This is a genomic window from Pseudomonadales bacterium (genome assembly GCA_024234215.1).
Lineage (GTDB): Bacteria > Pseudomonadota > Gammaproteobacteria > Pseudomonadales > UBA5862 > JACKOQ01.
The window spans coordinates 19,623-44,517 of record JACKOQ010000001.1 but is presented as its reverse complement, the minus strand read 5'-3'; the positions used below and the strand labels follow the sequence as shown (position 1 = coordinate 44,517).

The 24,895-nt window shown below is 64.1% G+C and carries 23 protein-coding genes and 2 tRNA genes; 16 read left to right on the top strand and 9 right to left on the bottom strand.

The annotated features are described in order from the left end of the window. Window position 1 precedes the first annotated feature (1 nt). From H7A13_00210 to H7A13_00190, 5 genes are all read right to left on the bottom strand, one after another. A complete protein-coding gene (locus tag H7A13_00210) occupies window positions 2–463 on the bottom strand; it encodes a DUF4124 domain-containing protein (GenBank protein MCP5331773.1) in 462 nt (153 codons plus the stop codon). Between the two features lie 211 nt (window positions 464–674). Next, window positions 675–1,013: a P-II family nitrogen regulator gene (glnK, locus tag H7A13_00205; GenBank protein MCP5331772.1), complete on the bottom strand. Its 339-nt coding sequence runs from the start codon at window positions 1,011–1,013 to the stop codon at window positions 675–677. Between the two features lie 75 nt (window positions 1,014–1,088). After that, a complete protein-coding gene (amt, locus tag H7A13_00200; protein ID MCP5331771.1) occupies window positions 1,089–2,522 on the bottom strand; it encodes an ammonium transporter in 1,434 nt (477 codons plus the stop codon). A 187-nt stretch (window positions 2,523–2,709) separates the two neighbouring features. After that, window positions 2,710–3,429: a hypothetical protein gene (locus H7A13_00195; GenBank protein MCP5331770.1), complete on the bottom strand. Its 720-nt coding sequence runs from the start codon at window positions 3,427–3,429 to the stop codon at window positions 2,710–2,712. 359 nt (window positions 3,430–3,788) lie between these two features. Beyond that, window positions 3,789–4,142, bottom strand: coding sequence for a YhbY family RNA-binding protein (locus H7A13_00190; protein ID MCP5331769.1), 354 nt, complete (start codon window positions 4,140–4,142; stop codon window positions 3,789–3,791). A 72-nt stretch (window positions 4,143–4,214) separates the two neighbouring features. Between H7A13_00190 and rlmE the strand changes: the two genes are divergently transcribed. The 15 genes from rlmE (at window position 4,215) to pnp (ending at window position 19,428) form a co-directional block, all read left to right on the top strand. Continuing rightward, the gene (rlmE, locus tag H7A13_00185) at window positions 4,215–4,853 is read left to right on the top strand and encodes a 23S rRNA (uridine(2552)-2'-O)-methyltransferase RlmE (GenBank protein ID MCP5331768.1); all 639 of its coding nucleotides are present in this window, start codon (window positions 4,215–4,217) and stop codon (window positions 4,851–4,853) included. 155 nt (window positions 4,854–5,008) lie between these two features. After that, window positions 5,009–6,937 (top strand): ATP-dependent metallopeptidase FtsH/Yme1/Tma family protein, encoded by a 1,929-nt coding sequence (locus H7A13_00180; protein ID MCP5331767.1) that lies wholly within the window; start codon window positions 5,009–5,011, stop codon window positions 6,935–6,937. Window positions 6,938–7,022: 85 nt separating this feature from the next. Then, window positions 7,023–7,895 (top strand): dihydropteroate synthase, encoded by an 873-nt coding sequence (gene folP, locus H7A13_00175; GenBank protein ID MCP5331766.1) that lies wholly within the window; start codon window positions 7,023–7,025, stop codon window positions 7,893–7,895. Continuing rightward, a complete protein-coding gene (glmM, locus tag H7A13_00170) occupies window positions 7,895–9,244 on the top strand; it encodes a phosphoglucosamine mutase (GenBank protein ID MCP5331765.1) in 1,350 nt (449 codons plus the stop codon). The genes folP and glmM overlap by 1 nt, the downstream gene beginning before the upstream one ends. A 75-nt stretch (window positions 9,245–9,319) precedes the next feature. Beyond that, window positions 9,320–10,072: a triose-phosphate isomerase gene (locus tag H7A13_00165; protein MCP5331764.1), complete on the top strand. Its 753-nt coding sequence runs from the start codon at window positions 9,320–9,322 to the stop codon at window positions 10,070–10,072. Further along, window positions 10,072–10,515 (top strand): preprotein translocase subunit SecG, encoded by a 444-nt coding sequence (gene secG, locus H7A13_00160; GenBank protein ID MCP5331763.1) that lies wholly within the window; start codon window positions 10,072–10,074, stop codon window positions 10,513–10,515. The genes H7A13_00165 and secG overlap by 1 nt, the downstream gene beginning before the upstream one ends. Window positions 10,516–10,535: 20 nt before the next feature. Next, window positions 10,536–10,622 (top strand) — tRNA-Leu (locus H7A13_00155). Window positions 10,623–10,673: 51 nt separating this feature from the next. Further along, a tRNA-Met gene (locus tag H7A13_00150) sits at window positions 10,674–10,750 on the top strand. Between the two features lie 191 nt (window positions 10,751–10,941). Continuing rightward, window positions 10,942–11,403, top strand: a complete 462-nt coding sequence (rimP, locus tag H7A13_00145) for a ribosome maturation factor RimP (GenBank protein ID MCP5331762.1) — start codon at window positions 10,942–10,944, stop codon at window positions 11,401–11,403. Between the two features lie 18 nt (window positions 11,404–11,421). Then, window positions 11,422–12,915 (top strand): transcription termination/antitermination protein NusA, encoded by a 1,494-nt coding sequence (nusA, locus tag H7A13_00140; protein ID MCP5331761.1) that lies wholly within the window; start codon window positions 11,422–11,424, stop codon window positions 12,913–12,915. 42 nt (window positions 12,916–12,957) lie between these two features. Next, window positions 12,958–15,564 carry a translation initiation factor IF-2 gene (gene infB / locus H7A13_00135; protein MCP5331760.1) on the top strand — a complete coding sequence of 869 codons (2,607 nt, stop codon included), beginning with the start codon at window positions 12,958–12,960 and terminating at the stop codon, window positions 15,562–15,564. A 25-nt stretch (window positions 15,565–15,589) separates the two neighbouring features. Next, on the top strand, window positions 15,590–15,970 hold the full coding sequence (rbfA, locus tag H7A13_00130; protein ID MCP5331759.1) for a 30S ribosome-binding factor RbfA: 381 nt from the start codon (window positions 15,590–15,592) through the stop codon (window positions 15,968–15,970). Window positions 15,971–15,978: 8 nt separating this feature from the next. After that, window positions 15,979–16,902 (top strand): tRNA pseudouridine(55) synthase TruB, encoded by a 924-nt coding sequence (truB, locus tag H7A13_00125; protein ID MCP5331758.1) that lies wholly within the window; start codon window positions 15,979–15,981, stop codon window positions 16,900–16,902. 107 nt (window positions 16,903–17,009) lie between these two features. Continuing rightward, window positions 17,010–17,279: a 30S ribosomal protein S15 gene (gene rpsO, locus H7A13_00120; GenBank protein MCP5331757.1), complete on the top strand. Its 270-nt coding sequence runs from the start codon at window positions 17,010–17,012 to the stop codon at window positions 17,277–17,279. Window positions 17,280–17,328: 49 nt separating this feature from the next. Next, window positions 17,329–19,428, top strand: a complete 2,100-nt coding sequence (gene pnp / locus H7A13_00115; protein ID MCP5331756.1) for a polyribonucleotide nucleotidyltransferase — start codon at window positions 17,329–17,331, stop codon at window positions 19,426–19,428. Window positions 19,429–19,493: 65 nt separating this feature from the next. On the opposite strand, the gene H7A13_00110 is transcribed toward pnp, so the two are convergent. From H7A13_00110 to H7A13_00095, 4 genes are all read right to left on the bottom strand, one after another. Next, entirely contained in the window at window positions 19,494–20,309 is an 816-nt protein-coding gene (locus tag H7A13_00110) for a hypothetical protein (GenBank protein ID MCP5331755.1), read from the bottom strand. Further along, window positions 20,306–22,741: an AAA family ATPase gene (locus tag H7A13_00105; GenBank protein MCP5331754.1), complete on the bottom strand. Its 2,436-nt coding sequence runs from the start codon at window positions 22,739–22,741 to the stop codon at window positions 20,306–20,308. The genes H7A13_00110 and H7A13_00105 overlap by 4 nt, the downstream gene beginning before the upstream one ends. A gap of 138 nt (window positions 22,742–22,879) precedes the next feature. Further along, window positions 22,880–23,635, bottom strand: coding sequence for an FKBP-type peptidyl-prolyl cis-trans isomerase (locus H7A13_00100; protein ID MCP5331753.1), 756 nt, complete (start codon window positions 23,633–23,635; stop codon window positions 22,880–22,882). Between the two features lie 93 nt (window positions 23,636–23,728). After that, a complete protein-coding gene (locus tag H7A13_00095; protein ID MCP5331752.1) occupies window positions 23,729–24,226 on the bottom strand; it encodes a TIGR02444 family protein in 498 nt (165 codons plus the stop codon). 97 nt (window positions 24,227–24,323) lie between these two features. Between H7A13_00095 and H7A13_00090 the strand changes: the two genes are divergently transcribed. Then, a complete protein-coding gene (locus tag H7A13_00090; GenBank protein MCP5331751.1) occupies window positions 24,324–24,893 on the top strand; it encodes a DUF98 domain-containing protein in 570 nt (189 codons plus the stop codon). Window positions 24,894–24,895 lie beyond the last annotated feature (2 nt).

Below are 24,895 nucleotides of genomic sequence, written 5' to 3'. Positions count from 1 at the left end.
GTCAGCTCGCGCTGTCGCAATCGCGCTCCGCCGCGCCACGCCAGGCGCTGAATGCGGCAGAGCGCTCGCTCTCATTCAGAAACAGCCGTTCACCCTGTTCACCCTCTTTGAAAACCGGCATCCCGAGCCGGTAGAGCGCGAGCTGCTGCTCGGCCTGCTGGCAGCGCCCTGCACGCACCGCAGCCTCCTGCCGTTGCCGCGCCAGGCGGGCGGCGTCAGCGGCGTGGTCGGCCTCCATGGCCCGCAGCAGTCGGACGATCTCCTGCTGCGGTGTCCGGGCCTCGCCCGGTGGTGCGGCAAATCGGGCGGAGGTGAGCTGCATGCGCTCTGACGGAGCGTCAGCGGGGGGGTGGTAACCAAAATGGGGTCTGCCTGCGGCATCACTCCAGCGGTAGACCCGATCGGCAGCCTGGAGCTGCATGGCGAACAACAGGGCGATGATGGCAATGATGAAGCGTGACATCTGCTTGGGACGGGGTGGGCGGAGAACCTTCCCGAAGCATAGTCAGCGGCCTGATCACGATGACGATGCTTCATTCACCTTCGTGAAGCAGCGCACATAAAAAAGAGGGGCGCAGTGCGCCCCTTAAGTCTCCCACTCGCCAAACCTGACCGGGCTCCTGCAAGCCCGGTGAACTGAACGGTTGCCTGAATCCTCTGTCAGTCGTCAGCGCTCAGAGCGCATCCTTGCCGGTTTCGCCGGTGCGGATCCGCAGGGCCTGCTCCAGATTGACGACGAAGATCTTGCCGTCGCCGATCTTGCCGGTGTTCGCGGCCTTGGCAATCACCTCGAGCGCCTGATCGAGCAGTTCGTCGGTGATGGCCACCTCGATCTTGACCTTGGGCAGAAAGTCGACGACATATTCTGCGCCACGGTAGAGCTCGGTATGGCCCTTTTGCCGGCCGAAACCCTTGACCTCGGTGACGGTGATTCCCTGAACGCCGATGTCGGAAAGCGCTTCGCGTACATCGTCCAGTTTGAAGGGCTTGATGATCGCAGTAACCATTTTCATGCAGTCAATCCTCTGAATTCGCGGTAACCATTCTTGATCCGGCCGGGCGGAGCGTACCGCCCGGCCGTCACTCTGTCAGCTCATATGATAGGCGGTCTCGCCATGTTCGTTGACGTCGAGCCCTTCGCGCTCCACATCCACCGGCACCCGCAGACCGATCATCAGGTCACTGATCTTGTAGGCGATGAAGGCAACCACGGCTGACCAGATGACGGTGACGCCCACGCCCTTGGCCTGAACCAGCAGCTGCGCACCGATGCTGCTGAAACCGGTCTGCGCCGTGACCCAGTCGGTGACGAAGCCGGGTCCACCCAAGGCCGGCGAGTTGAACACGCCAGTCAGCAACGCGCCCAGAATACCGCCAAGCGCGTGAACGCCAAAGACATCCAGCGAATCATCGACGTTCAGCATCCGTTTCAGGCCATTCACGCCCCACAGGCAGACCACGCCGGCAATCAGACCGATCGCGAAGGCGCCAGGGATGCCGACATTCCCGGCGGCCGGGGTGATGGCCACCAGTCCTGCGACCGCGCCCGAGGCAGCGCCCAGCATCGATGGCTTGCCCTTGGTGAGCCACTCGGCGAAGGTCCAGGAGAGCACCGCGCAGGCCGTGGCCAGGAAGGTGTTCATGAAGGCCAGTACGGCGGAGTTGTTGGCTTCGAGCGCCGAGCCGGCATTGAAGCCGAACCAGCCGGTCCACAGCAGCGCCGCGCCGATCATGGTCATGGTCAGGTTGTGCGGCTTCATCGCCTCGCGGCCATAGCCGGTCCGCTTGCCGACCATATAGGCACCGACCAGTCCGGCCACGCCTGCGTTGATGTGCACCACCGTGCCGCCGGCGAAATCAAGTGCACCCATCGCCCAGATGAAGCCGGCCTTGGCGTTCATGGCATCGACCACCGACGGATCGCTGTAGGCATCGGGCCCCATCCAGAACCAGACCATGTGCGCAACTGGAATGTAGGAGAAGGTGAACCAGAGCACCATGAACAGCAGCACGGCCGAGAAGCGGGTCCGCTCGGCAAAGGCGCCCACCACCAGACAGCAGGTGATGGCGGCGAAGGTGGCCTGGAAGGCGGCAAACAGCATCTCTGGGATGACGGTCGCCTTGCTGAAGGTGGCCGCCATCGCGAAGGTGCCGGTTGACGAATCGAACAGACCATTGAGAAAGAGCCGGCCAAAGCTGCCGAAGAAGGCATTGCCCTCGGTGAAGGCCAGACTGTAGCCGTAGATGCACCAGAGCACGGTGATCAGCGAGAAGACCACGAAAACCTGCATCAGTACCGACAGCATGTTCTTGGCGCGCACCATGCCGCCGTAAAACAGTGCCAGCGCGGGGACGCTCATCATCAGCACCAGCAGCGTCGACACCAGCATCCAGCTGACATCGCCCTTGTTGGGCACTGGCACGGCCGCTGCTGCCGCCGCGGCCGGGGCCTCGTCGGCAAAGCCGGAAACGGCAAGGCCTGCCGCCATCAGCAGGGCAAGACAGGAGACAATTTTTCTCATTGATTCAATCCTCCAAACGGTTCAGGTTCGACAGTGCGAGGCGCGCAGTGCCTCCGTATCCTGTCTGGGTTCTTGTGGATCCGATCCTGACGTCTTTGGGGGGCGCCGGACTCATTGCGGTGACCCCGTCCTTCTTCTCATGCCGCTGCTGAACCGGCCTGAACCGGCTCAGCAGCGACCACTCCGGTTACAGCGAGATCGGCAGCTTGTAGGCGATGACCAGCAGCGTGTCACCATCCAGCGAGCCATCATCGGGCTTGTCGACCACCGTGCTGGCGGTGAAGCTCAGCCGGTCGTTGTAGCTGTAGGTCAGATCCAGGTGGGTGTACTCACCGGCGCTGTTGGCGCTGTCGTCCGTGGTGCCGACCAGGGCGCTGAACTTGTCGATGGTCAGACCCAGGGTGAAGTACTGATAGTCGTTGCTGGCTGCCGTATTGGCGATGTTCTTGTACCACTTGAAGCTGGCGGGGCCATAGGAGAGTCCCAGCACGAACTCGGAGAGGTCGCCAAACGAATCATTGGCGGCATCGGACGGGTAGTTGTAGTTCCAGAGGCTGGCATCGATGCCGATGCCGGCATAGGTCGCCGCCCAGCCGGCATAGAGGTCATACTCCTGGCCACCATCCTGGGTCAAAGAGGGCGGTGACACAGTCGTATCCAGAACCGCCTGATTCGCCTCACTGGAGATCCAGGCACCCGCATAGAGGCCGCTGGCATCCTTGAAGGTCAGGTCACCGGCAAACTGCGGTGAGCCACCGCTGACATCCTGGCCACGCCAGAGGTAAATCGTGGAGAGACCGACATTGGCGGCCAGTTCGGCCGACGCGCTGTTCATCGCGGTGAGGCCAGCCATGGAGACCGCAGCAGTGGTTGCGATCGTCAGCAGGTTGCGTTTCTTCATCATCATTCAATCTCCTGTGGTGCGTGTAGGCGCAAGTACGACGAGAAGCGGCCCGAAGCACGCTTCATCGGCGGGTTCGCCACTGGAGCCATTCACATAACATGCCAGATTGAAAGGGGGCAAAACCGCTCAGGTTTGCCGCGATGCCCGGCATCGAGAAAGGATCATTGCCTCAACATGGTGCATTGATCCTGTTTTCCAAACCTGTTTTGGCGCACTCTGCGCGAAACAGGCGCATTGTTGCTTTGATGGTGTGCCGCTTTGGCCGATGTATACAACCAGTGCGTGGAATTGTGCACCCGACATGCTCGATCAGGTCGCAGCCCTGATCGCACCATTCTGGCGCAACCATCGGTCGCCTGGGGTCACCGATTTCGTGCAGCCGGACGCAGCAGGTTCGACAGAGCGGGGTTGGCTTTGGGGTTGCGTCGCAGCAGCAGGGCGATCTGACCCACCTGCTGCACCAGCGTACAACCGGTGGCGCCGATCAACGCGTCGATCAGCGATTGGCGTGCATGGCGATCGCCACTGATCACCTTGATCTTGATCAGTTCATGGTCGTCCAGCGCCCGTTCCAGCTCCTTCAGCACGCCCTCGCTCAGACCATGGTTGGCAATGGTGACGACCGGCTTCAATCCATGGCCGAGCGTGCGATACTGTTTTCGGTCGGCGGCGTTCAACACGGTTTTCTGTAGCTCCCTGGTGGAGTGATTGGTCATCGGCTGGGGTTGAAAAGCTGGCAATTGTAACCATCTCGATATCCTCTGACAGCCTTTGACCAGGAGCCCGGTGTGGCACGCAGCAGATCCAGTGGCCAATGGCTGCGGGAACATTTCGACGACCCTTACGTCAAGCAGGCGCAAAAGCTCGGCTACCGCTCGCGCGCCAGTTTCAAGCTGCTTGAGTTGGTCGAGAAGTACCGTCTGCTGCGTCGCGGCATGACGGTCATCGATCTGGGTGCTGCGCCGGGAGGCTGGAGCCAGGTGGCGATGCAGATGACGGGAGAGGAGGGCCGGGTGATTGCGATCGATCGGTTGCCGATGGAGCCGATTGGCGGGGTCGAGTTCATCGAGGGCGACTTCACCGAAGCGGCCGCCCTCGATCAGCTCAGAAGGGTGCTGGGCGGGCAGCCGGTCGATCTGGTGCTCTCCGACATGGCGCCCAACAGCAGCGGCAACCGGGCGGTGGATCAGCCCAGGGCCATGGAGCTGGCCGAGCTGGCGCTCGATTTCGCCCAGCAGGCGCTCACCCCGGGCGGGGCATTCATCGCCAAGCTGTTTCAGGGCGAGGGCTTTGACGGTTACCTCGGCAATTGCCGAACCACCTTTGAGCAGGTGCGCTGCGTCAAGCCCAAGGCCTCCCGGCCGCGCTCGCCGGAGGTCTATCTGGTTGGAACCGGCTTTCGCGGCCAGCGCCCTGTTTCTGGCTAAGGTGGAGGCTGTCGTTATAATGAAATCCAAAGCTGTTCGCGTGGTGCGTGCAGTGGTCCGTCAGTCATGAATGAAGCAGGCGGGCTCCGGGTTGGCAGGTGCCATCGCAGAGCCGGTCGATTATCCATCCAGTCGAGGACATTGCCTTGAACGATATGGCCAAGAACCTGATCCTCTGGTTGATCATCGCGGCCGTGTTGCTGACGGTGTTCAACAACTTCAGCATCCAGCCCGACATGCAGAAGGTGAGCTATTCGCAGTTCATCGAAGAGCTGAATCAGGACCGTGTCGCCCGCATCTCGATCAAGGGTGATGGCTACACCATCGTCGGGCAGCGCAAGAACAACGGCGGTCAGTTCGAAGTGACCCGGCCCAACATGCCCGATCTCAAGCTGATGGATGAGTTGCTCGAGCATGGTGTCGAGGTCGAAGGGCAGCAGCCGGAGCGGCAGAGCATCTGGATGCAGCTGCTGCTGGCCAGCTTCCCGATCCTGATCATCATCGCGGTCTTCATGTTCTTCATGCGGCAGATGCAGGGCGGCGCGGGCGGTCGTGGCGGCCCGATGAGCTTCGGCAAGAGCCGCGCCCGTCTGATGAGCGAAGACCAGATCAAGACCACCTTTGCCGACGTGGCCGGCGTCGATGAGGCCAAGGAGGATGTCAAGGAGCTGGTCGAATTCCTCAAGGATCCGGGCAAATTCCAGCGCCTGGGCGGCCGCATTCCTCGTGGCGTGCTGATGGTCGGTCAGCCCGGCACCGGCAAGACCCTCCTGGCCAAGGCGATCGCCGGCGAGGCCGGGGTGCCTTTCTTCAGCATCTCCGGCTCCGATTTCGTCGAGATGTTCGTCGGTGTCGGCGCATCGAGGGTGCGTGACATGTTCGAGCAGGCCAAGAAGCGCGCCCCCTGCATCATCTTCATCGATGAAATCGATGCCGTGGGCCGTCACCGCGGCGCCGGTCTCGGCGGTGGCCATGACGAGCGCGAACAGACACTCAACCAGTTGCTGGTCGAGATGGATGGCTTCGAGGGCAATGATGGCGTGATCGTCATCGCCGCCACCAACCGGCCCGATGTGCTCGACCCGGCGCTGCTGCGTCCCGGTCGCTTCGACCGGCAGGTGGTGGTCGGGCTGCCCGACATTCGCGGCCGCGAGCAGATTCTGAAGGTGCACATGCGCAAGGTGCCGCTGGGAGACGATGTCGACCCGGCAGTCATCGCCCGCGGCACACCGGGTTTTTCCGGCGCCGATCTGGCCAACCTGGTCAACGAGGCCGCACTCTTCTCCGCCCGTGCCGGCAAGCGCAAGGTGGACATGGATGAGTTCGAGCTGGCCAAGGACAAGATCATGATGGGCGCCGAGCGCAAATCGATGGTGATGTCCGAGAAAGAGAAGCTCAACACCGCCTACCACGAAGCCGGCCATGTGATCGTCGGCCGGCTGGTGCCGGAGCACGACCCGGTCTACAAGGTGAGCATCATCCCGCGCGGCCGGGCGCTCGGCGTCACCATGTTCCTGCCCGAAGAGGACCGCTACAGTCACAGCAAGCGCTCGATCATCAGCCAAATTTGCAGCCTGTTCGGCGGCCGGGTGGCCGAAGAGCTGATCCTCGGTCCCGATGGCGTCACCACTGGTGCGTCCAACGACATCCAGCGTGCCACCGACATCGCCAGAAGCCTGGTGACCCGCTGGGGGCTGTCGGAGAAACTGGGTCCGTTGATGTATGACGAAGACAGCACCGAAGTCTTTCTGGGTCGCAGCAGCGGCAGCCAGCAGCGTTCGATCTCGCCGGAAACCGCCCGCAAGATCGACGACGAGGTGCGCAGCATCATCGACAGCTGCTACGACAGGGCACGCACCCTCCTCACCGAGAACATCGACAAGCTGCATGCCATGGCCGAGGCCCTGATCAAATATGAGACCCTGAACCTCGAGCAGATCGACGACATCATGAGTGGTCGACCACCACGGGAACCCGAGAGCTGGCACAGCGACCGCGATGCCGCCCCGCCCAGGGCGAAATCCCCCGCCAGTGAAGAGAAATCGGGCAAGGGCTCGATCGGAGGCACGGCAGGCGAACATTGAGTCTGCGGTCGAACTGACCGAAACCGGTTTCGCGACGGCCCGAAACCGGTTTCGCTGTTTCTGGAACCAGGAGGATTTCGGCCCGATGGGCGCTACATCAAGGGTGATCGACTGCGCAGGGCGCCGGCTCGATCTGGCTGCACCCTGCGTCATGGGCATCCTCAACATCACGCCGGACTCCTTTTCGGACGGCGGCCGACTCTACCGCAGCAGCAGCGGCGTGCAACTCGATCCACTGCTCGCGACCGCGCAGCAGATGCTGGCCGAGGGGGCACAACTGCTCGACGTGGGTGGCGAATCGACCCGGCCCGGCGCCACCGAGGTGTCGCTGCAACAGGAGCTCGATCGGGTCATTCCGGTGGTCGAGCGGCTGACGGCGGAGTTCGACACCATCGTGTCGATCGATACCAGCCGTCCGGAATTGATGCGCGAGGCGGCCCGGCACGGCGCTGGCCTGATCAATGATGTGCGGGCGCTGCGTCAGCCGGGCGCTTTGGCGGCAGCGGTCGAACTGGAACTGCCGGTCTGTCTGATGCACATGCAGGGCGATCCGCAAACCATGCAGCAGGCGCCCGGCTACCAGGATGTGGTCGAAGAGGTACGGGTCTTTCTGGCGCAGCGGGTTGCGCAGTGTGAGGCAGCGGGTCTGCCGCGTTCACGGCTGATCATCGATCCGGGGTTCGGGTTCGGCAAAACGGTCGCACACAACCTAAGCTTGTTGCAGCACCTCGACCATCTGGCTGAACTCGACCTGCCGCTGCTGGTCGGGCTGTCGCGCAAGAGCATGATCGGCGCCATCCTCGACCGTCCGGTCGAGACGCGCCTGCATGGCACTCTGGCGGCCCAGGTGGTTGCGCTGGAGCGCGGCGCCAGACTGTTCCGGGTGCATGATGTCGCGCCGGCTGTCGATGCGCTGCGCGTGGCCTGGGCGATCTTCAACGAAAACGTGGACAGATGATGAGCAGACGTTATTTCGGTACCGATGGCATCCGGGGCCGGGTCGGCCAGCCGCCGATCACGGCGGAGTTCGTGCTGAAGCTCGGCTGGGCGGTGGGCCGGGTCTTCGCCCGGCAGCATCCCGACGCCAAGGTGCTGATCGGCAAGGACACCCGCATCTCCGGCTACATGTTCGAATCCGCCCTTGAAGCCGGACTGTCGGCGGCGGGCGTCGACATCGGGCTGCTCGGGCCGATGCCGACCCCGGCCATCGCCTACCTGACCCGCACCTTCAAGGCGCGCGCCGGCGTCGTGATCAGCGCCTCCCACAACCCCTACTACGACAATGGCATCAAATTTTTCTCCCGTCAGGGCACCAAGCTGCCCGATGAGGTCGAACTGGTCATCGAACAGCAGATCGATGAGCCGATGGTCACAGTCGCGCCGGACCAGTTGGGCAAGGCCTTTCGCATCAGTGACGCGGCTGGCCGCTATGTGGAGTTCTGCAAGAGCACCGTTCCGTCGGCGCTCGATTTCGACCGGCTGACGCTGGTGGTCGATTGTGCCCATGGTGCCACCTACCATGTCGCGACCGAAGTCTTCAGTGAGCTGGGCGCCCGGGTCATCGAGCTGGGCACCTCGCCCGATGGACTCAACATCAACCAGGGCTGCGGCTCGACCCATCCTGAGGCATTGCGACAGCGGGTCCTGAGCGAGGGGGCCGATCTCGGCATTGCCTTCGATGGCGACGGCGACCGGGTCATCATGGTCGACCACACCGGCGAGATCGTCGATGGCGATGAACTGCTCTACATCATCGCCGCCGATCAGGCCCGTTCGGGTCGCCTGATCGGCGGTGTCGTCGGCACCAAAATGAGCAACCTGGGGCTGGAGCTGGCGCTGGAGGAGCTCAGGATTCCATTCGCGCGCACCGATGTCGGTGACCGCTATGTGACGCAGGCACTCGGGGAGCGCGGCTGGCAACTCGGCGGCGAGAGCTCCGGTCACATCCTCTGTCTGGCGGCGACCACCACGGGCGATGGCATCGTCTCGGCGCTGCAGGTGCTGGCGGCGATGATCAGCTCCGATCGCACGCTGCATGAGATCAAGCAGGGCATGTGCAAGCTGCCGCAGGTGATGATCAATGTCCAGGTCGACGCCATGGTGGACCGACGGGCGCTCTGTGCCTCGGAGCCGATTCGCGCTGCCGAGCGTCAGATCATGCAGCGTCTGGCCGGGCGCGGCCGGCTGCTGCTGCGCCCCTCCGGCACCGAACCGCTGATCCGGGTGATGGTCGAGGGCGAAGATGCCGCGATGATCAGCCAGTTGGCGCAGGAGCTGGCGGCCTTGGTCGGAGGTTCCAATGGTTAACAGATGGCAGGTTGCTTGCCATGCACGATTGCACGGCGATAGAATCGCCCGCCCTGACGGCGTGGGGAGCGGCTGATGCGCCCGGTGCTGTTGGTGGCGAATTGGAAGATGCATGGCTCCCGCGCCAGCGTCGATGCGTTGGTGGGCCGGATTGTCGAGGGGGTCGTCCCTGACAGCGGTACCGAGATCGTGCTCTGCCCCCCGGCCCTCTACCTGTGGCGCCTCGAGCAGTTGCTGGCGAACAGCACCCTTCGACTCGGTGTGCAGAACATCCATGAAGAGGCGCAGGGCGCCTTCACCGGCGAGATATCGGCGCCGATGGTCAGGGAGTTTGGCTGTCGCTATGCCATCGTCGGCCACTCCGAGCGGCGCCAGCTGTACGCAGAGAGCGACGAGCTGGTGGCGCGCAAGAGCATGGCCGCACTGCGGCATGGGCTGAAGCCCATCGTCTGTGTCGGCGAAACCGTGACGGAGCGTGACGCGGGCCTGACCTTGAGCGTGGTGGAGCGGCAGCTCAAGGCCGTGCTGGAGCGGCTCGACAGCGAAGATGCAGCTCGCATCGTGGTCGCTTATGAGCCAGTCTGGGCCATCGGCACCGGCCGTTCCGCCTCGGCTGACGAGGCGCAGCAGGTGCACGGGTCGATTCGGCAGCAGTTGCTGGCGTGGACAGCTCGGGGGTGGGCGGTACCGCTTCTCTATGGCGGCAGCGTCAAGCCCGACAACAGCGCGCTGTTGCTGAGTCAGCCCGACATCGATGGCGTTCTGGTCGGCGGGGCATCGCTCGATGCAGAACAGTTTTTGGCGATTTGTACTACGGCGAAGCGGTGATGGAAACAATCATTCTGATCATTCATGTACTGTTGGGCGTAGCACTGGTGGCGCTGGTGCTGATCCAGCAGGGCAAGGGCGCCTCGATGGGCGCTTCGTTCGGTGCCGGCGCATCGCAGACGGTCTTTGGCAGCACCGGCGGCGGCAGCTTGCTGACCCGCATCACCACCGGGCTGGCGATGGCCTTCTTTGCCACCAGCATCAGCCTGGCCGTCATTGCCAAGAACAGGGCCGACGGCGAAGCCAACCCGCTGCATGGCTTGCCGGCGATCGAGCAGGGCCTGCCGAGCGCGACCGAAGGCGGCGAGATCCCCGCCCAAGGGCTGCTGCCGGACAGGAGCGCCACCGACTCTGCTGATGTCAAGCCGTCCGATGCTGCGCCAGTACCGGCCGGCGGTCAGTCCGAGGAGCTGCCAAAGGTAGAGACGGGGCCGAAGCAGTAGGGTATACTCGCCGTCCCTTCGCCGAAGTGGTGGAACTGGTAGACACGCTATCTTGAGGGGGTAGTGGGGGTAACCCCGTGGAGGTTCAAGTCCTCTCTTCGGCACCAATCGCTGGTTGACAATGCTGTTTGAGCAGATAGAATAATGTCCCTTACTGATGCGGGGTGGAGCAGCCTGGTAGCTCGTCGGGCTCATAACCCGAAGGTCGTTGGTTCAAATCCAGCCCCCGCTACCATCAAAAAGGCCCCGCATGGGGCTTTTTATTGATGGTTGATCAGTGAGTCTGTAACCCTGGTGCATGGCAGCCGGGGTGTGGTCAAAGGAGATTCGCAAGTGGGCCTATGGCCCATTTTTTATTTTCGTGAAAATTTGATTGAATTCGGCTCAACAGAGCTACACGGTATGGAGTGCGGTCCTGTCACGCAGATGAACCCCAAGACGCAGCAACTGTGGCAATTGATCGAACCGGCAGTGCAGGCGCTGGGCTGCGAGCTGTGGGGAATCGAGGATGGTGTGCACAGCAAGAGTGCCAGATTGAGAATCTACATCGATCGCCAGCCCGGGGGCGTCACCATCGAGGATTGCGAGCGGGTCAGCCGGCAGGTGGGCGCACTGCTGGATGTCTCCGAGATGATCGATGGGCAATACCATCTCGAGATCTCCTCGCCCGGCCTCGACCGCCCTCTCTACACGCTGGAGCAGTACCGCCGATTCATCGGCAGTCGGGTGAAGATCCGGCTGCGGACGCTGTTTGAGGGCCGGCGCAACTTCGACGGGAGATTGACCGGCATCGAGGGGGAAGACGTGGTGCTGATGATGGGAGAGCACGAATATCTTCTGCCGCTCTGCGCCATCGACAAGGCCCATATAGTCCCTGAGTTTGATTGAGCGAAGCGAGACAGTCGAATGAACAAAGAGATCTTGCTGGTGGTGGATGCGGTATCCCATGAAAAAGCGGTACCGCCGCACCTCATTTTTGAAGCGCTCGAGCTGGCGCTGGCCGCCGCGACCAAAAAGCGCTACGAGGATGAAGAGAGCGATATCCGGGTCGTGATCGATCAGAAAACCGGTGACTACCAGACTTTTCGTCGCTGGCAGGTGGTGGCTGATGACCAGGTTCCCGAACTGGGCACCGAGCTGACGCTGCAGGAGGCCCACGAAAAGAGCCCTGCCCTGCAGCCGGGCGATGTCTGGGAAGAGCAGGTCGAAAACACCCTGTTCGGGCGGATTGCTGCCCAGGCGGCCAAGCAGGTGATCGTGCAGAAGGTGCGCGAGGCCGAGCGCGGGCAGATCTCGGCGCAGTACCTGCATCGCGTCGGCCAACTGGTCAATGGTCAGGTCAAGAAGGTGACCCGCGACCACATCATCGTCGATCTGGGCAACAACGCCGAGGCGCTGCTGAGCCGTGATCAGGCCATCCCGCGTGAAAGCTTCCGCATGGGTGATCGGGTCCGCAGCGTGCTGACCGACGTGAAACCGGAGCTGCGCGGACCGCAACTGATTCTGAGCCGCACCGATCCGCGCATGCTGATCGAGCTGTTCCGGCTGGAGGTGCCCGAGATCTCCGAGCAGATCATCGAGATCAAGGGGGCGGCCCGCGACCCGGGTGCCCGTGCCAAGATCGCGGTCAAGACCAACGACCGCCGGATCGACCCGGTCGGCGCCTGCGTCGGCATGCGCGGTTCGCGGGTGCAGGCGGTCTCCAACGAACTGGGTGGCGAGCGAATCGACATCGTGCTGTGGGATGACAACCAGGCGCAGTTCGTCATCAATGCGATGGCACCGGCCGAAGTGGTGTCGATCGTCATGGATGAAGATGCCCACACCATGGAGATCGCCGTGGCCGAGGAGAACCTGGCGCAGGCCATCGGCCGGGGCGGGCAGAACATCCGCCTGGCTTCCGAGCTGACTGGCTGGGAAATCAACGTCATGAGCGAGCAGGCCGCCATCGAAAAGCAGGAGCAGGAGTCGGTCGGCCTGCTGCAGAAATTCGTCACGCTGCTGGATGTCGACGAAGAGGTGGCCGCCGTGCTGATCGAGGCCGGATTCTCCACGCTGGAGGAGATTGCCTATGTGCCGCTCGATGAGCTGCTCTCCATCGAGGGTTTTGACGAAGAGATCGCCGAAGAGCTGCGCAACCGGGCCAAGGATGTGCTGCTGACCCAGGCCATCGCCAACGAAGAGAAGCTGGACGAGGTCGAGCCCGCGCAGGATCTTCTCGAAGTAGAGGGCATGGATCCGTCACTGGCGGCACTGCTGGCACGGCGTGGCATCGTCACCCGCGAGGATCTGGCCGAGCAGTCGGTCGATGACCTCCTCGAGATGGAAGAGATGGATGAAGAGCGGGCTGGACGACTGATTCTGGCAGCGCGGGCGCACTGGTTTGCGACGAATGAATAACCATCAGACGATTCTGGGATCGGTCGAGAGAGGGGGGTACCCATGGCAGATGTGACCGTCAGGCAACTTGCCGAAGTGGTCGGCGCACCAGTTGATCGTCTGCTCAAACAGATGCATGAGGCGGGTCTGTCACAAACCGGCGTCGATGATCTGGTCTCCGACGAGGAGAAGCAGAAGCTCTTGAGCCACCTGCGCCGCAGCCATGGCGAGAGCGGTGGCGAGACCAGAAAGATCACCCTGCAGCGCAAGGAGGTCAGCACGCTCAAGCTGGCGACCGGACAGGGGCGGGGCAAGACCATCAATGTCGAGGTGCGCAAGAAGAAGGTCTATGCCCGGCGCGATGCGGCAGAAGAGACGCAGCCCGTTCCGTCCGCTCCACCACCCGTGGCGCAGCATGAAGTCGTGCCTCCGGCGCCTGCCGAAGAGCGCTCGGCCCGCGAGCGAATCGCCGAGGAGGTGCAGCGCAAGAAGCAGGAAGAGGAGCGTTTGCGGCTGATCGAAGAGTCTCGGCAGCGTGAGCGCGAGGAGGAGGCACGCAAAGAGGCCGAAGCGCTGCGGGCCCGTGAAGCGGAGCGCGCCGCGTCGACCACGACCGAGACCGACGCCGCGGGGGTCAAGCCGGAACAGCCTGCCCAGCCAATCAAGACCGACGCAGAAGCCGCCGCCGCGCGTGCCAAGACCAAGCCGGTCGAGGTCAAGGATGAGCGCGCGCGTCCACGCAGCAAGGTCAAGGAGAAAGAGAAGCCAGCGGCACAGATCAAGGGTGCGCGTGGCACGCTCAGTTTCGATGAAGACGACCGCGCCGGTTTTCGGCGTGGCGGCAAGAAGATCCCCGGCAAAAATGGCCGGGGCAGGTTTGCACAGCACGCCTTCGCCAAACCCACCGAGACCCTGACGCGTGAGGTGGGGATTCCACCCACCATCACCGTGGCCGATCTGGCGCAAAAGATGTCGATCAAGGCTGGCGAGCTGATCAAGGTGATGATGAAGATGGGCACGATGGCCACCATCAACCAGGTGATCGATCAGGATGTCGCGGCGATTGTGGCCGAAGAGCTGGGCCACAAGGTGAAGCTGCTCAGCGACAGCGCCCTCGAGGATGAGTTGACGGCGTCACTCTCGATCGAAGGTGAAGCAGTCACCCGTGCGCCGGTGGTGACGGTGATGGGCCATGTCGACCATGGCAAGACCTCGCTGCTCGACCACATCCGCAAGACACGGGTGGCCAGCGGCGAAGCGGGCGGCATCACCCAGCACATCGGTGCCTACCACGTCGAGACCGCACGCGGCATGGTCACCTTTCTCGATACGCCGGGCCATGCTGCCTTTACCGCGATGCGGGCGCGTGGCGCCAAGCTGACCGATATCGTCGTGCTGGTGGTGGCGGCGGACGATGGTGTGATGCCGCAGACCGAAGAGGCGATTCAGCATGCCCGCGCTGCCGAGGTGCCGATCGTGGTGGCCATCACCAAGGTCGACAAGGCCACCGCCGATCCGGAGCGGGTGCAGAATGAGCTGGTGCGCCATGGCGTCATTCCGGAGGAGTGGGGCGGCGACACCCAGTTCGTGCAGGTGTCGGCGCACACCGGACAAGGCATCGATGAGCTGCTCGAAGCACTGCTGCTGCAGTCCGAGATCCTCGAACTGACTGCGGTGCCGAGCGCGCCGGGTCGCGGTGTGGTGGTCGAATCCCGGCTGGACAAGGGCCGCGGTTCGGTGGTCACCATGCTGGTGCAGAACGGCACCCTGCGCAAGGGCGACATGGTGCTGGCCGGCCCCTACTACGGCCGGGTGCGCGCGATGATGGACGAAGCCGGTCGACCGACCGAGGCGGCGGGTCCTTCGCTGCCGGTGGAGGTGCTCGGCTTCGATGGCACGCCCGATGCCGGCGAGAGCTTCGTGGTGGTCAGCGACGAGAAAAAGGCACGGGAAGTGGCACTGTTCCGCCAGGGCAAGTACCGCGAAGTGAAGCTCAGTCGCCAGCCGGCCATGCCGCGCATGGAGGAGATGTTCGAAAGCCTGCAGGCCGGCGAGGTGAAGACGCTCAACGTGGTGCTGAAGGCCGACGTGCGCGGTTCGCTGGAGGCGATTCAGAGCGCCCTGGCCGACATCGGCACCGACGAGGTACAGGTCAGGGTGATCAGCGGTGGTGTCGGCGGCATCAGCGAGACCGATGCCACGCTGGCGCTGGCCTCGAAGGCGGTGCTGTTCGGCTTCAATGTCCGGGCCGATGCCAAGGCACGCAAGATCATCGAGGAGGGCGGCGTCGACCTGCGCTACTACAGTGTGATCTATGACCTGCTCGATGATGTGCGTCAGGCACTGGCCGGCATGCTGGCACCGCGGTTCCGCGAGCAGATCCTCGGCGTGGCCGAGGTGCGCGAAGTCTTCCACTCGCCCAAATTCGGCCAGATTGCCGGCTGCATGGTGATCGAGGGGGTGGTCCACCGCAACAAACCGATTCGGGTGTTGCGCGACCGGGTGGTGATCTACGAAGGCGAACTGGAGTCGTTGCGTCGGTTCAAGGAGGATGCCAGCGAGGTGCGCAGTGGCACCGAGTGCGGCATCGGGGTGAAGAACTACAACGACGTGCGGGCGGGTGATCTGATCGAAGTCTATGAAAAACATCAAATCGCACCCACGCTGTAACGGCCGGGGCGAGTGAGGCTGGACCATGCCGCGTGAGTTTTCTCGCACCGATCGGGTGGCCGACTTCATCAAGCGGGAGTTGGCGCTGCAGATCCAGAACGAGATGCGCGACCCGCGTGCCCGTTTCGTGACGGTCACCGATGTCGAGGTCAGCCGCGATCTGGCCCATGCCAACGTCCATGTGACCGTGGTCGACCAGCCCAGCCCGCAGGCACGGCAGGAGATTCTGCAGGCGCTGCGTGGCGCGGCCGGTTTTCTGCGTGGCCGGCTCTCCAAAGTCAGCCAGATGCGCACGACGCCGGAGTTGCACTTCTTTTATGACGAGAGCAGCGAGCGGGGCGCGCACCTGTCGCGGCTGATCGACCAGGCCATCGCACAAGACCGCACGCATGGGGCGAAGGAGTGAACAGAGCAGTGGGACGACAGCGCAAGGCACGTGGCCGGCAGGTCGATGGCATCCTGCTGCTCGACAAACCCGCCGGCATCACCTCGAACCAGGCGCTGCAGCGGGCCAAGGCGATCTGCGGCGTGGCCAAGGCCGGACACACCGGCAGCCTCGATCCGCTGGCCACCGGCGTGCTGCCGCTCTGCTTCGGCGAGGCGACCAAGTTCTCGCACTATCTGCTCAATGCCGACAAGCGTTACCAGGTCACCCTCAAGCTGGGGGCGCGCACCACCACCGGCGATGTCGATGGCGAGGTGATCGAGACCTTCGCACCGCTGCAGCTGACGCAGGAGCGCGTGCTGTCGGCCCTGTCGCACTTTCGCGGAGAGATCGAGCAGATTCCGTCGATGTACTCGGCGCTCAAACATCAGGGCAAGCCACTCTACGAGCTGGCCCGTGCCGGCATCGAGGTCGAACGGCCGCCACGGCGGGTGACCATCCATGCGCTCGAACTGCTGCGGCTGGGCGAGGATGAGATCGAACTCGACGTGCGCTGCAGCAAGGGCACCTACATCCGCACGCTGGCCGAGGATCTCGGCAAGGCCCTGGGCAGTGGCGCCCATGTGGTGCAGTTGCGGCGGATCGAGGCCGGTCCCTACGAGATTTCGCAGACGGTGACCCTCGATGCGCTGGCGGAACTGCGCGAACAGGGGGGTTACCCGGCGCTGGATGCATTGCTGCTGCCGGCCAGCAGCAGCGTCAGTGATTTCCCGCAGGTGAAGCTGAACGAGACCACGCTCTATTACTTCAGGCAGGGGCAGCCGATAATGGCACCGCAACTGCCGAGCAGTGGCTGGGTGCGCATCGTCGATGGTGCGGGCAGCTTCATCGGCGTGGGTGAAATTCTGGATGATGGCCGGCTGGCACCGCGACGACTGGTCGCGAGCCACTGACCGCTGTCCACAATGGGGCCGAAGGCTGCAGATATGCGCGGTGTTCGGCCAAGCAGTGATGGATCCGAGTCCATCAACAGGCATATTCCACAATCAGGAGTCATGAGATGTCGATGAGTGCAGAAGAAAAGGCAGCAGTGGTCAAGCAGTACCAGCGCAGTGAGGGCGACACCGGTTCCGTCGAGGTGCAGGTTGCATTGCTGACCGCCAACATCCAGAAGCTGCAACCCCATTTCGAACAGAACAAGAAGGACCACCACTCCCGCCGTGGTCTGATTCGCATGGTCAACCAGCGCCGCAAGCTGCTCGACTACCTGAAGCGCACCGACAACGCGCGCTACACCCAATTGATCGCCCGACTTGGCCTGCGTCGCTGATCGATGCACGCCCAGCTCCGGCTCTTGCAATCCATTAAGGAATGATTCGGTGAATCCAATCAGAAAAAGCTTCAGGTATGGTCAACATACCGTCACGCTCGAAACCGGCAGAATTGCCCGGCAGGCCACCGCCGCCGTACTGGTCAGCGTGGATGAGACCACCGTGCTGGTCACGGTGGTCGGTGATCGAAAGGTCGTGCCGAACCGGGACTTCTTTCCGCTCACCGTGAACTATCAGGAAAAAACCTACGCGGCCGGCAAGATTCCGGGCGGCTTCTTCAAGCGCGAGGCGCGGCCGAGCGAGAAGGAGACACTGACCTCACGGCTGATCGACCGTCCGCTGCGGCCGCTCTTTCCCAAGGGCTTCATGCAGGAGGTGCAGGTGGTCTGCACCGTGATGTCGGTCGACAAGGTCAATGACCCGGACATCGCGGCGATGATCGGCGCTTCGGCGGCGGTTGCGCTCTCCGGCATCCCCTTCGATGGCCCGATCGGCGCGGCCCGGGTCGGTTTCGATCCGCAGGCGGGCTACCTGCTCAACCCCTCCTATGCCGAGCTGGAAAAATCGGCGCTCGACATGGTGGTGGCCGGCACCAAGGATGCCGTGCTGATGGTCGAATCGGAGGCCAAGGAGCTGCCGGAAGACCTGATGCTGGGCGCGGTGCTCTACGCCCACCAGGAGATGCAGGTGGTGATCATGGCGATCGAAGAGCTGGTGCGCGAGGCGGGCAAGCCGCGCTGGGAGTGGCAGCCGCCCGCCATCAACGAACCGCTCTACGCCGCACTGCAGGCCGCCTTCGCCGACGAGGTGGCGGCCGCCTATCGTATCACCGACAAGAGCCAGCGCCGCGACCGGCTCGGTCAACTGCGCGAGCGGGCCATCGAGGCGCTGATCGTCAGTGAGCAGTTCGCGCCGGCGACGGCGGCCGAGCTGAATGGTCTGTTCGCCAGGCTGGAGAAGAAGATCGTCCGCGCCTCGATCGTGCGCGGCGAACCGCGCATCGATGGCCGTGACAACCACACCGTGCGGCCGCTGTTCGTCGAGACCGGTGTGCTGCCGAAGACCCACGGTTCATCCCTGTTCACCCGTGGCGAGACCCAGGCGCTGGTGGTGGCGACGCTTGGTTCGATCCGCGATGGCGCGACCATCGACGCCCTCGAGGGCAGCTACCGCGACAACTTCATGCTGCATTACAACTTCCCGCCCTACAGCGTCGGTGAGGTGGGGATGATGGGCAGCCCGAAACGGCGCGAGATCGGCCATGGCCGGCTGGCGCGGCGCGGTATCGAGGTGGTGTTGCCGACTCTCGAGGAGTTCCCCTACACCATCCGTGTGGTGTCGGAGATCACCGAATCCAACGGTTCCAGCTCGATGGCCACGGTCTGCGGCGCCTCGCTGGCGCTGATGGATGCCGGGGTGCCGATCTCCGCGCCGGTGGCCGGGATCGCCATGGGGCTGATCAAGGAAGAGAACGGCTTTGCCGTGCTGACCGACATCCTCGGCGACGAGGACCACCTCGGCGACATGGACTTCAAGGTGGCCGGCACCCTGCGTGGCGTCACTGCCCTGCAGATGGACATCAAGATCAAAGGGATCACCGAGGAGATCATGGATGTGGCGCTGCAGCAGGCCAATGCCGCGCGGCAGCACATCCTCGGCGAGATGAACAAGGTGATCGCCCGCCCGCGTGCCGAGGTCTCGGAACTGGCGCCGTCGATGAAGGTGATCAAGGTCGACCCCGACAAGATCCGCGACATCATCGGCAAGGGCGGGGTCACCATCCGCGCCATCACCGAGGAGACCGGCAGCAACATCGACATCGAGGATGATGGCTCGGTGCGCATCTATGCCGAAACCAAGAGCGCCCTCGATGCGGCGATCGACCGCATTCGCGCCATCACCGACGAACCGGAGATAGGCCGGATCTACACCGGCATCGTGGTGCGCATCGTCGACTTCGGCGCCTTCGTCAACTTCATGCCGGGGCGCGATGGTCTGGTGCACATCTCCCAGATCACCGATCAGCGGGTCGAGAGCGTCGGCGACTACCTGAAGGTGGGTGACGAGGTGCAGGTCAAGGTGCTCGATGTCGACAACCGTGGCCGGATCAAGCTCAGCATCAAGGAGGCGGCTGCCGGTCAGGATTGACACCTGCGGCAACCGGAGCGATCGAAGAGGCCAACCCCTGCGGGTTGGCCTCTTCGCATTGGGGCTCAGTCTGCCGCCACCACCATCACCGGCGCCGCAGCGGCCTGCAGCAGCCGCTCCATCTGCTGTGGCGGCACCTTGTCGTTGCGGTTCGACAGCAACAGAAAGCGAATCGCCCGGCTGCGCAGACGCTGGCAGAGTTCGTCGAAATCGCCGGAGTGCCACGGCTCGATTCGAGGGTCGATTCCTTCGGCCGCCAACAGGGCACGCACCCGCTGTTCCAGTTGCCGGGCCTGCTCGGGCTGTTCGGCCAGGATGATCACCACCGGCCGGCGGCCGCGGCGCACCAGCGGTTTGACCGCATCGAGCACCGCCTCGGCATCGTGCCGGGTGACGATGGCCACCACCTCTTCACCGCGCAGCGGGCTGCTGGGCAGCCAGATGCTGGGGTGAAGAATGGCCTGTGGCGGCAGGCTGGCCTCCCACTGCCGCCACAGGCTGCTGCCGGCACAGAGCAGGGTGTCGGTGTGCAGTTGCTCGAACAGCGCCAGCCCGGTTTCATCGCGCAGGTGGCTGAAGCTGCATTTGATCTGCCAGCGCTCGGCACTGGCGCTGAGTCCCTGTTCGATGCGCTGCCGGTGCAGCCGCAGCTCCCGTCCCAGGTCATTGTCGCACGGCTCGACCGGCGCGGCGGCATGGTGGAGCACACGGCGGCACCAGGGGAGTTTGAGCACTTCCAGCAGCCGCTGCTCCTCGATCCGCCACACCGCCAGCTCGACTTCCAGCATTGCCGCCAGCTCGGCGGCGGCATCGAGCAGCGGCAGGCTGGGTGGCGACAGATCGATGGCGAACAGCAGCGTGCGCGGCCGCTGGCGGTTCATGGCCCGGCTCCATCGTCGGCCTCATCGGCCTCGGCATCCGCTTGCGGCTTGCGCTGCAACTGTTGGGCGAAGCGATTCAGCCGCGCCTCGACACGGCCATTGACCGAGTCGGCAGGGTAACGGCCCTCGGCATCACGCTGACCTGCCGCGACGCCGGTCAGCAGCGCGATGCCCTGGTCGATGGTCTCGACCGCGAAGATCTTGAACTGCCCGTTGCGGCAGGCATCGACCACCTCCTGCCGCAGCATCAGATGCTGGACGTTGCTGGCCGGGATCAGCACCCCCTGCTCGCTGGTCAGGCCGCGCGCGCGGCAGATGTCGAAGAAGCCTTCGATCTTCTCGTTGACACCGCCGATCGCCTGCACCCGGCCGAACTGGTCGACCGAGCCGGTGACGGCCCAGGATTGCCTGATCGGCAGCTCGGCCAGCGCCGACAGCAGCGCATAGAGTTCGGTCGATGAGGCGCTGTCGCCGTCGACGCCGCCATAGGACTGCTCGAACACCAGGCTGGCGGAGAGCGACAGCGGGCCATCGAGTCCATACTGCGCAGCAAGGTAGCTGGAGAGAATCAGCACCCCCTTGGAGTGGAGCGACCCGCCCAGTTCGACCTTGCGTTCGATGTCGAGCACGCCGCCGCTGCCGGGGCGGACGCGGGCGGTGATGCGACTGGGATGGCCGAAGAGGAAGTTGCCGAAGCTGAGCACCGCCAGGCCATTGATCTGGCCGACCCGCTGGCCACTGCAATCGATGCGGACGGTGTCGCGCAGAATCTGCTCCTGCAGGCGGCCGCGCAGCCGGTCGGCGCGGTTGATCTGGGCGGTGATGGCACGCTCGACCGCCGCTGCCGACACGGCACTGCTGCCCTGCTGGCGGGCACAGTGGTCGGCCTCGACCATCAGGCCATGCAGCAGATCCTGCCGGATCGAGATGCGCTGGCTGTCTTCGATGGCCCGCGACCCCTGTTCGATGATCCGCGCCACCGCCGCCGCCTCGAACGGCAGCATCGCCTCGTCGCCGGCGATGCGGGCGATCTGTGCGGCGATGGCGCGTTCACTGTCCGGGCTGCGTTCGAGGTCGTCATCGAAATCGGCCATCACCTTGAACAGTTCCAGAAACTCCGGGTCGTACTGCGACAGCAGCGTGAACAGCAGCGGCTCACCCACCAGAACCACCTTCAGGTCGAGCGGAATCGGTTCCGGCTCCAGCGTCACCGTGCTGCTCAGCCCCAGCGCGCGGTCGAGCGACTCGATGCGGATCTCGCCGGCACGCAGGCTGCGCTTGAGACCCTCCCAGGCCAGCGGCTGGGTCAGCACCTTGGCGGCATCGAGCATCAGGTAGCCGCCATTGGCCTGATGCAGCGCGCCGGGGCGAATCAGTGTCAGGTCGGTGGAGAGCATCCCGTACTGCGCCCTGTATTCGACCCGGCCGATCAGGTTGGGCTGGGAGGGGAGGTCGCAGTAGACCACCGGAGCGCCACCCCCATTGTCATGCGACACCAGCAGGTTGACCTGATAGCGGGTGAAGGTGGGCTGGGGCGCAAAGGGGTTGTTCGCCGTCTCCTCTTCACCGCCACCGAGAAACTCCTGTGCGTTGTCGACGACGTCGTCCTGCACGGCATCGAGATGGCGCAGCACGGCCGGCAGCGTGGCAAAGCGCTGCTTCAACTCGCCGATCAGCAGCCCGACGGCCGAGAGGGTCACCGCCTGATTCAGCGCCTTGATGCGGTTGCGCATCTCCCGTTCCCAGACCGGAAACTGTGCCAGCGCATCCTGCAGCCGCTTCTGCAGGGCGGTGATGCGCTCCTCATAACGGTCGCGCAGCTCCTGTGGCAGTTGATGAAACTCATCCGGCTTGATCATCTCGCCATTGCGCACCGGCACGAAGGCAAAGCCGGTCGGCAGCGTGATCAACAGTGCATCCTCGGCCTTGGCCTCTTCACGCAACTGCTCGATCACCGCCTCGCGCCGCTCCATCGCCTCCTGCTCGATCACCTGCCGGCGGGCGCGGTACTCGTCGCTCTCGAAGGCGGTGCGGATCGCGCTGTGCAGATCCTCCACCAGTTGCGTCATCGCATCGCGCAGCTGCACTCCCATGCCACAGGGCAGCTTGAGCCAGATCGGCTTGTTGGGCTGGGCAAAGTTGTGCACATGGCAGGTGTCACCCGGCACCGCTTCGGTCGCCGCGCGCCGCTTCAGCATCTGCTCGATCATCGCGTGACGCCCGGAACCGGGAGTCCCGAGCGCGAAGATGTTGTAACCGGGCCGTTTGACATCGAGCGCGAAGGCCATCGCCTCGATGGCGCGCTGCTGGCCCAGCGGGGCGCCGGACGGCCGCAGTTCGGCGGTGGTGGCGAAGCCGAGTCCGGCCGGATCACAGCGACGGAACAGCTGCTCGGCAGAGAGTGCGACGGGAAGGGAAAGCGAATCGGACATCACGGCCATTCCTGTTGTTGCTGTCAGACAACACTGCGCCGCAGCGGAAGAGATGAGCGCTGGAGATTGCCACCGACTGCCCGCCGCGACGGGGCAGTCGGCACCTCCGGTCTATTGGAATGAAAGGCAGCGCACCGCTCACTGCGCGGCGGGCGCGGATGCGGCACCCGGCTCACCGCCCTGGACCTGCAGCAGCTCCATGTCGAAGCGCAGCACGGCATTGGGACCGATCTTGCGGCCAGCGCCCTGGTCGCCATAGGCCAGCTCGGCGGGAATGACCACCTCCCACTGGTCACCCTCTTTCATCTTCTGCAGCACCTCGGTCCAGCCCGGAATCAGCCCGCGAACCGGGAAGGTGGCCGGCGCGCCCCGCTTGCGGGAGCTGTCGAATTCGGTGCCATCGAGCAGGCTGCCACGGTAGTGTACGACGACACTGTCCTCCAGGGTCGGGCTCTTGCCACTGCCCTGCTTGATCACCTTGTACTGGATGCCGCTGGGCAGGGTGGTGACGCCACTCTCCTTGCCATGGCTCTTGAGGAAGGCTTCGCCCTCGCTGCTGTTCTTCTTCGCGGCACTCTCGCGCGCCTGCTGATCGGCCGTCGCCTTCTTGCTGCTCCAGTCGGCGAAGATCTTCTGCATCTCCTCCTCGCTCAGTGCCGGCTTGGTGCCATCGAGGCCATGGCGCAGGCCGGCGGTGAGTGCCTCCATGTCGAGGTTGGTGAAGTCATCACGCAACCGGTTGCCCAGGCTGATGCCGACGGAGTAGCTCAACTTTCTGGCATCGCTGTCCAGATTGGGTCCCTTGGCAGCCGTGGGCGCAGCCAGCGCCGCCGTGGTCAGGCAGAACCCCAATATCAGACCCAGCGGCTGATGTACCCTGGCCATCTTCACCATGAATGATTCCTCGAAGGATTGAAAAAAACGCATTGAAAAGGCGTGGTCAAGCGAGTGAAGGGCCATTCTACCCGCTAATGCAGAGTTGCGTATTCACGACGGTGGCGCTCCGTTTTGCAGCGAAGGCGTGGGGTCCGCCAGCACCCGCAGCCGCAATGCCGCCAGCAGCGGCTCGATCGGTGCCGGATCGACCGGCGCCAGCCAGTGCAGATAGCCATGCAGGTTGTCGACCGCAGTGATCGGCACGGCCAGCGGCCGCAACCGCTGTAACCGGCGCAGCTCCAGCCGCTCGGCAGTCAGCTCGACCCGACCGATCTGCCGTCTGAGCGGCGCCTCGTCCTGCTGGTCGAGGCTGCGTCGCATCTGCCGCAGCGGTTCGATGAGCTGGCGGCGCAGCCGGCCGGTGTCGGCCTCGGCCCGATCGAGCAGCGCTGGCGTCGCCTGCCGGCCCTGCGCTTCGAGCCAGAGCAGCCAGAGCAGCCAGTTGACCGACAGCCCATGCATATCCTGCAACTGCAGGCAGTGCTGCCGCACCTGCGGCCGGGCATAACGGTCGACGGCGAAGCGCCAGAGTGAAAGGGTCGTGCTCATCGGCGCCCGCGAGGCTCGTCTGCGAAACAGGAGTGGCGTGGGCAGATGATACAATCCCGCAGCGACACCGCCCTCTTTTTCAGTGATGCGAGCCGACATGACGCTTTTCAACAGCAAGGGCTGGATGCCGGAGAGCACCCTTTCGGCCACGGATGTCACCGCAGTCGATTTTGCCGCGCTGCCACCGATCCTGCGCACGCTGCTGGTCACCGACGGCACGGTGACCAAGACCCTCGAAGCCTATTTCTGGGAGCCGATCCGGATCGAACAGCAGCAGCAACAGCCGGTACGGAGCAGCACGCCGATGCCGCTGCTGGAAGTGGCTGCCGGTGAGCCGCTGTGGCGGCGGCAGGTGCGGCTGCTGGGGGCCCACAGCGGACGTTGCTATGCGCTGGGGCTCTCCTTCCTGCGGCTCGACGTGCTGCCGGAGCCACTGCAGCAGGCGCTGCGCGCAGGGCGGCTCGGCATCGGGGAACTGCTGCGCGAGAGCACGCTGGAGAGCTACCGGCGCATCGTCTCGATCGGCCATGTCGCGGCCGATCACCCGGCCGACCCCGGTCCCGGCCAGTGGATCGAGCGCACCTACCTGATCCAGACCGGCGGCCGGCCGGCCATCCAGGTGACCGAGCTGTTTCCGCTGGCGCTCTATCGGTCACTCGCCAACTGAGC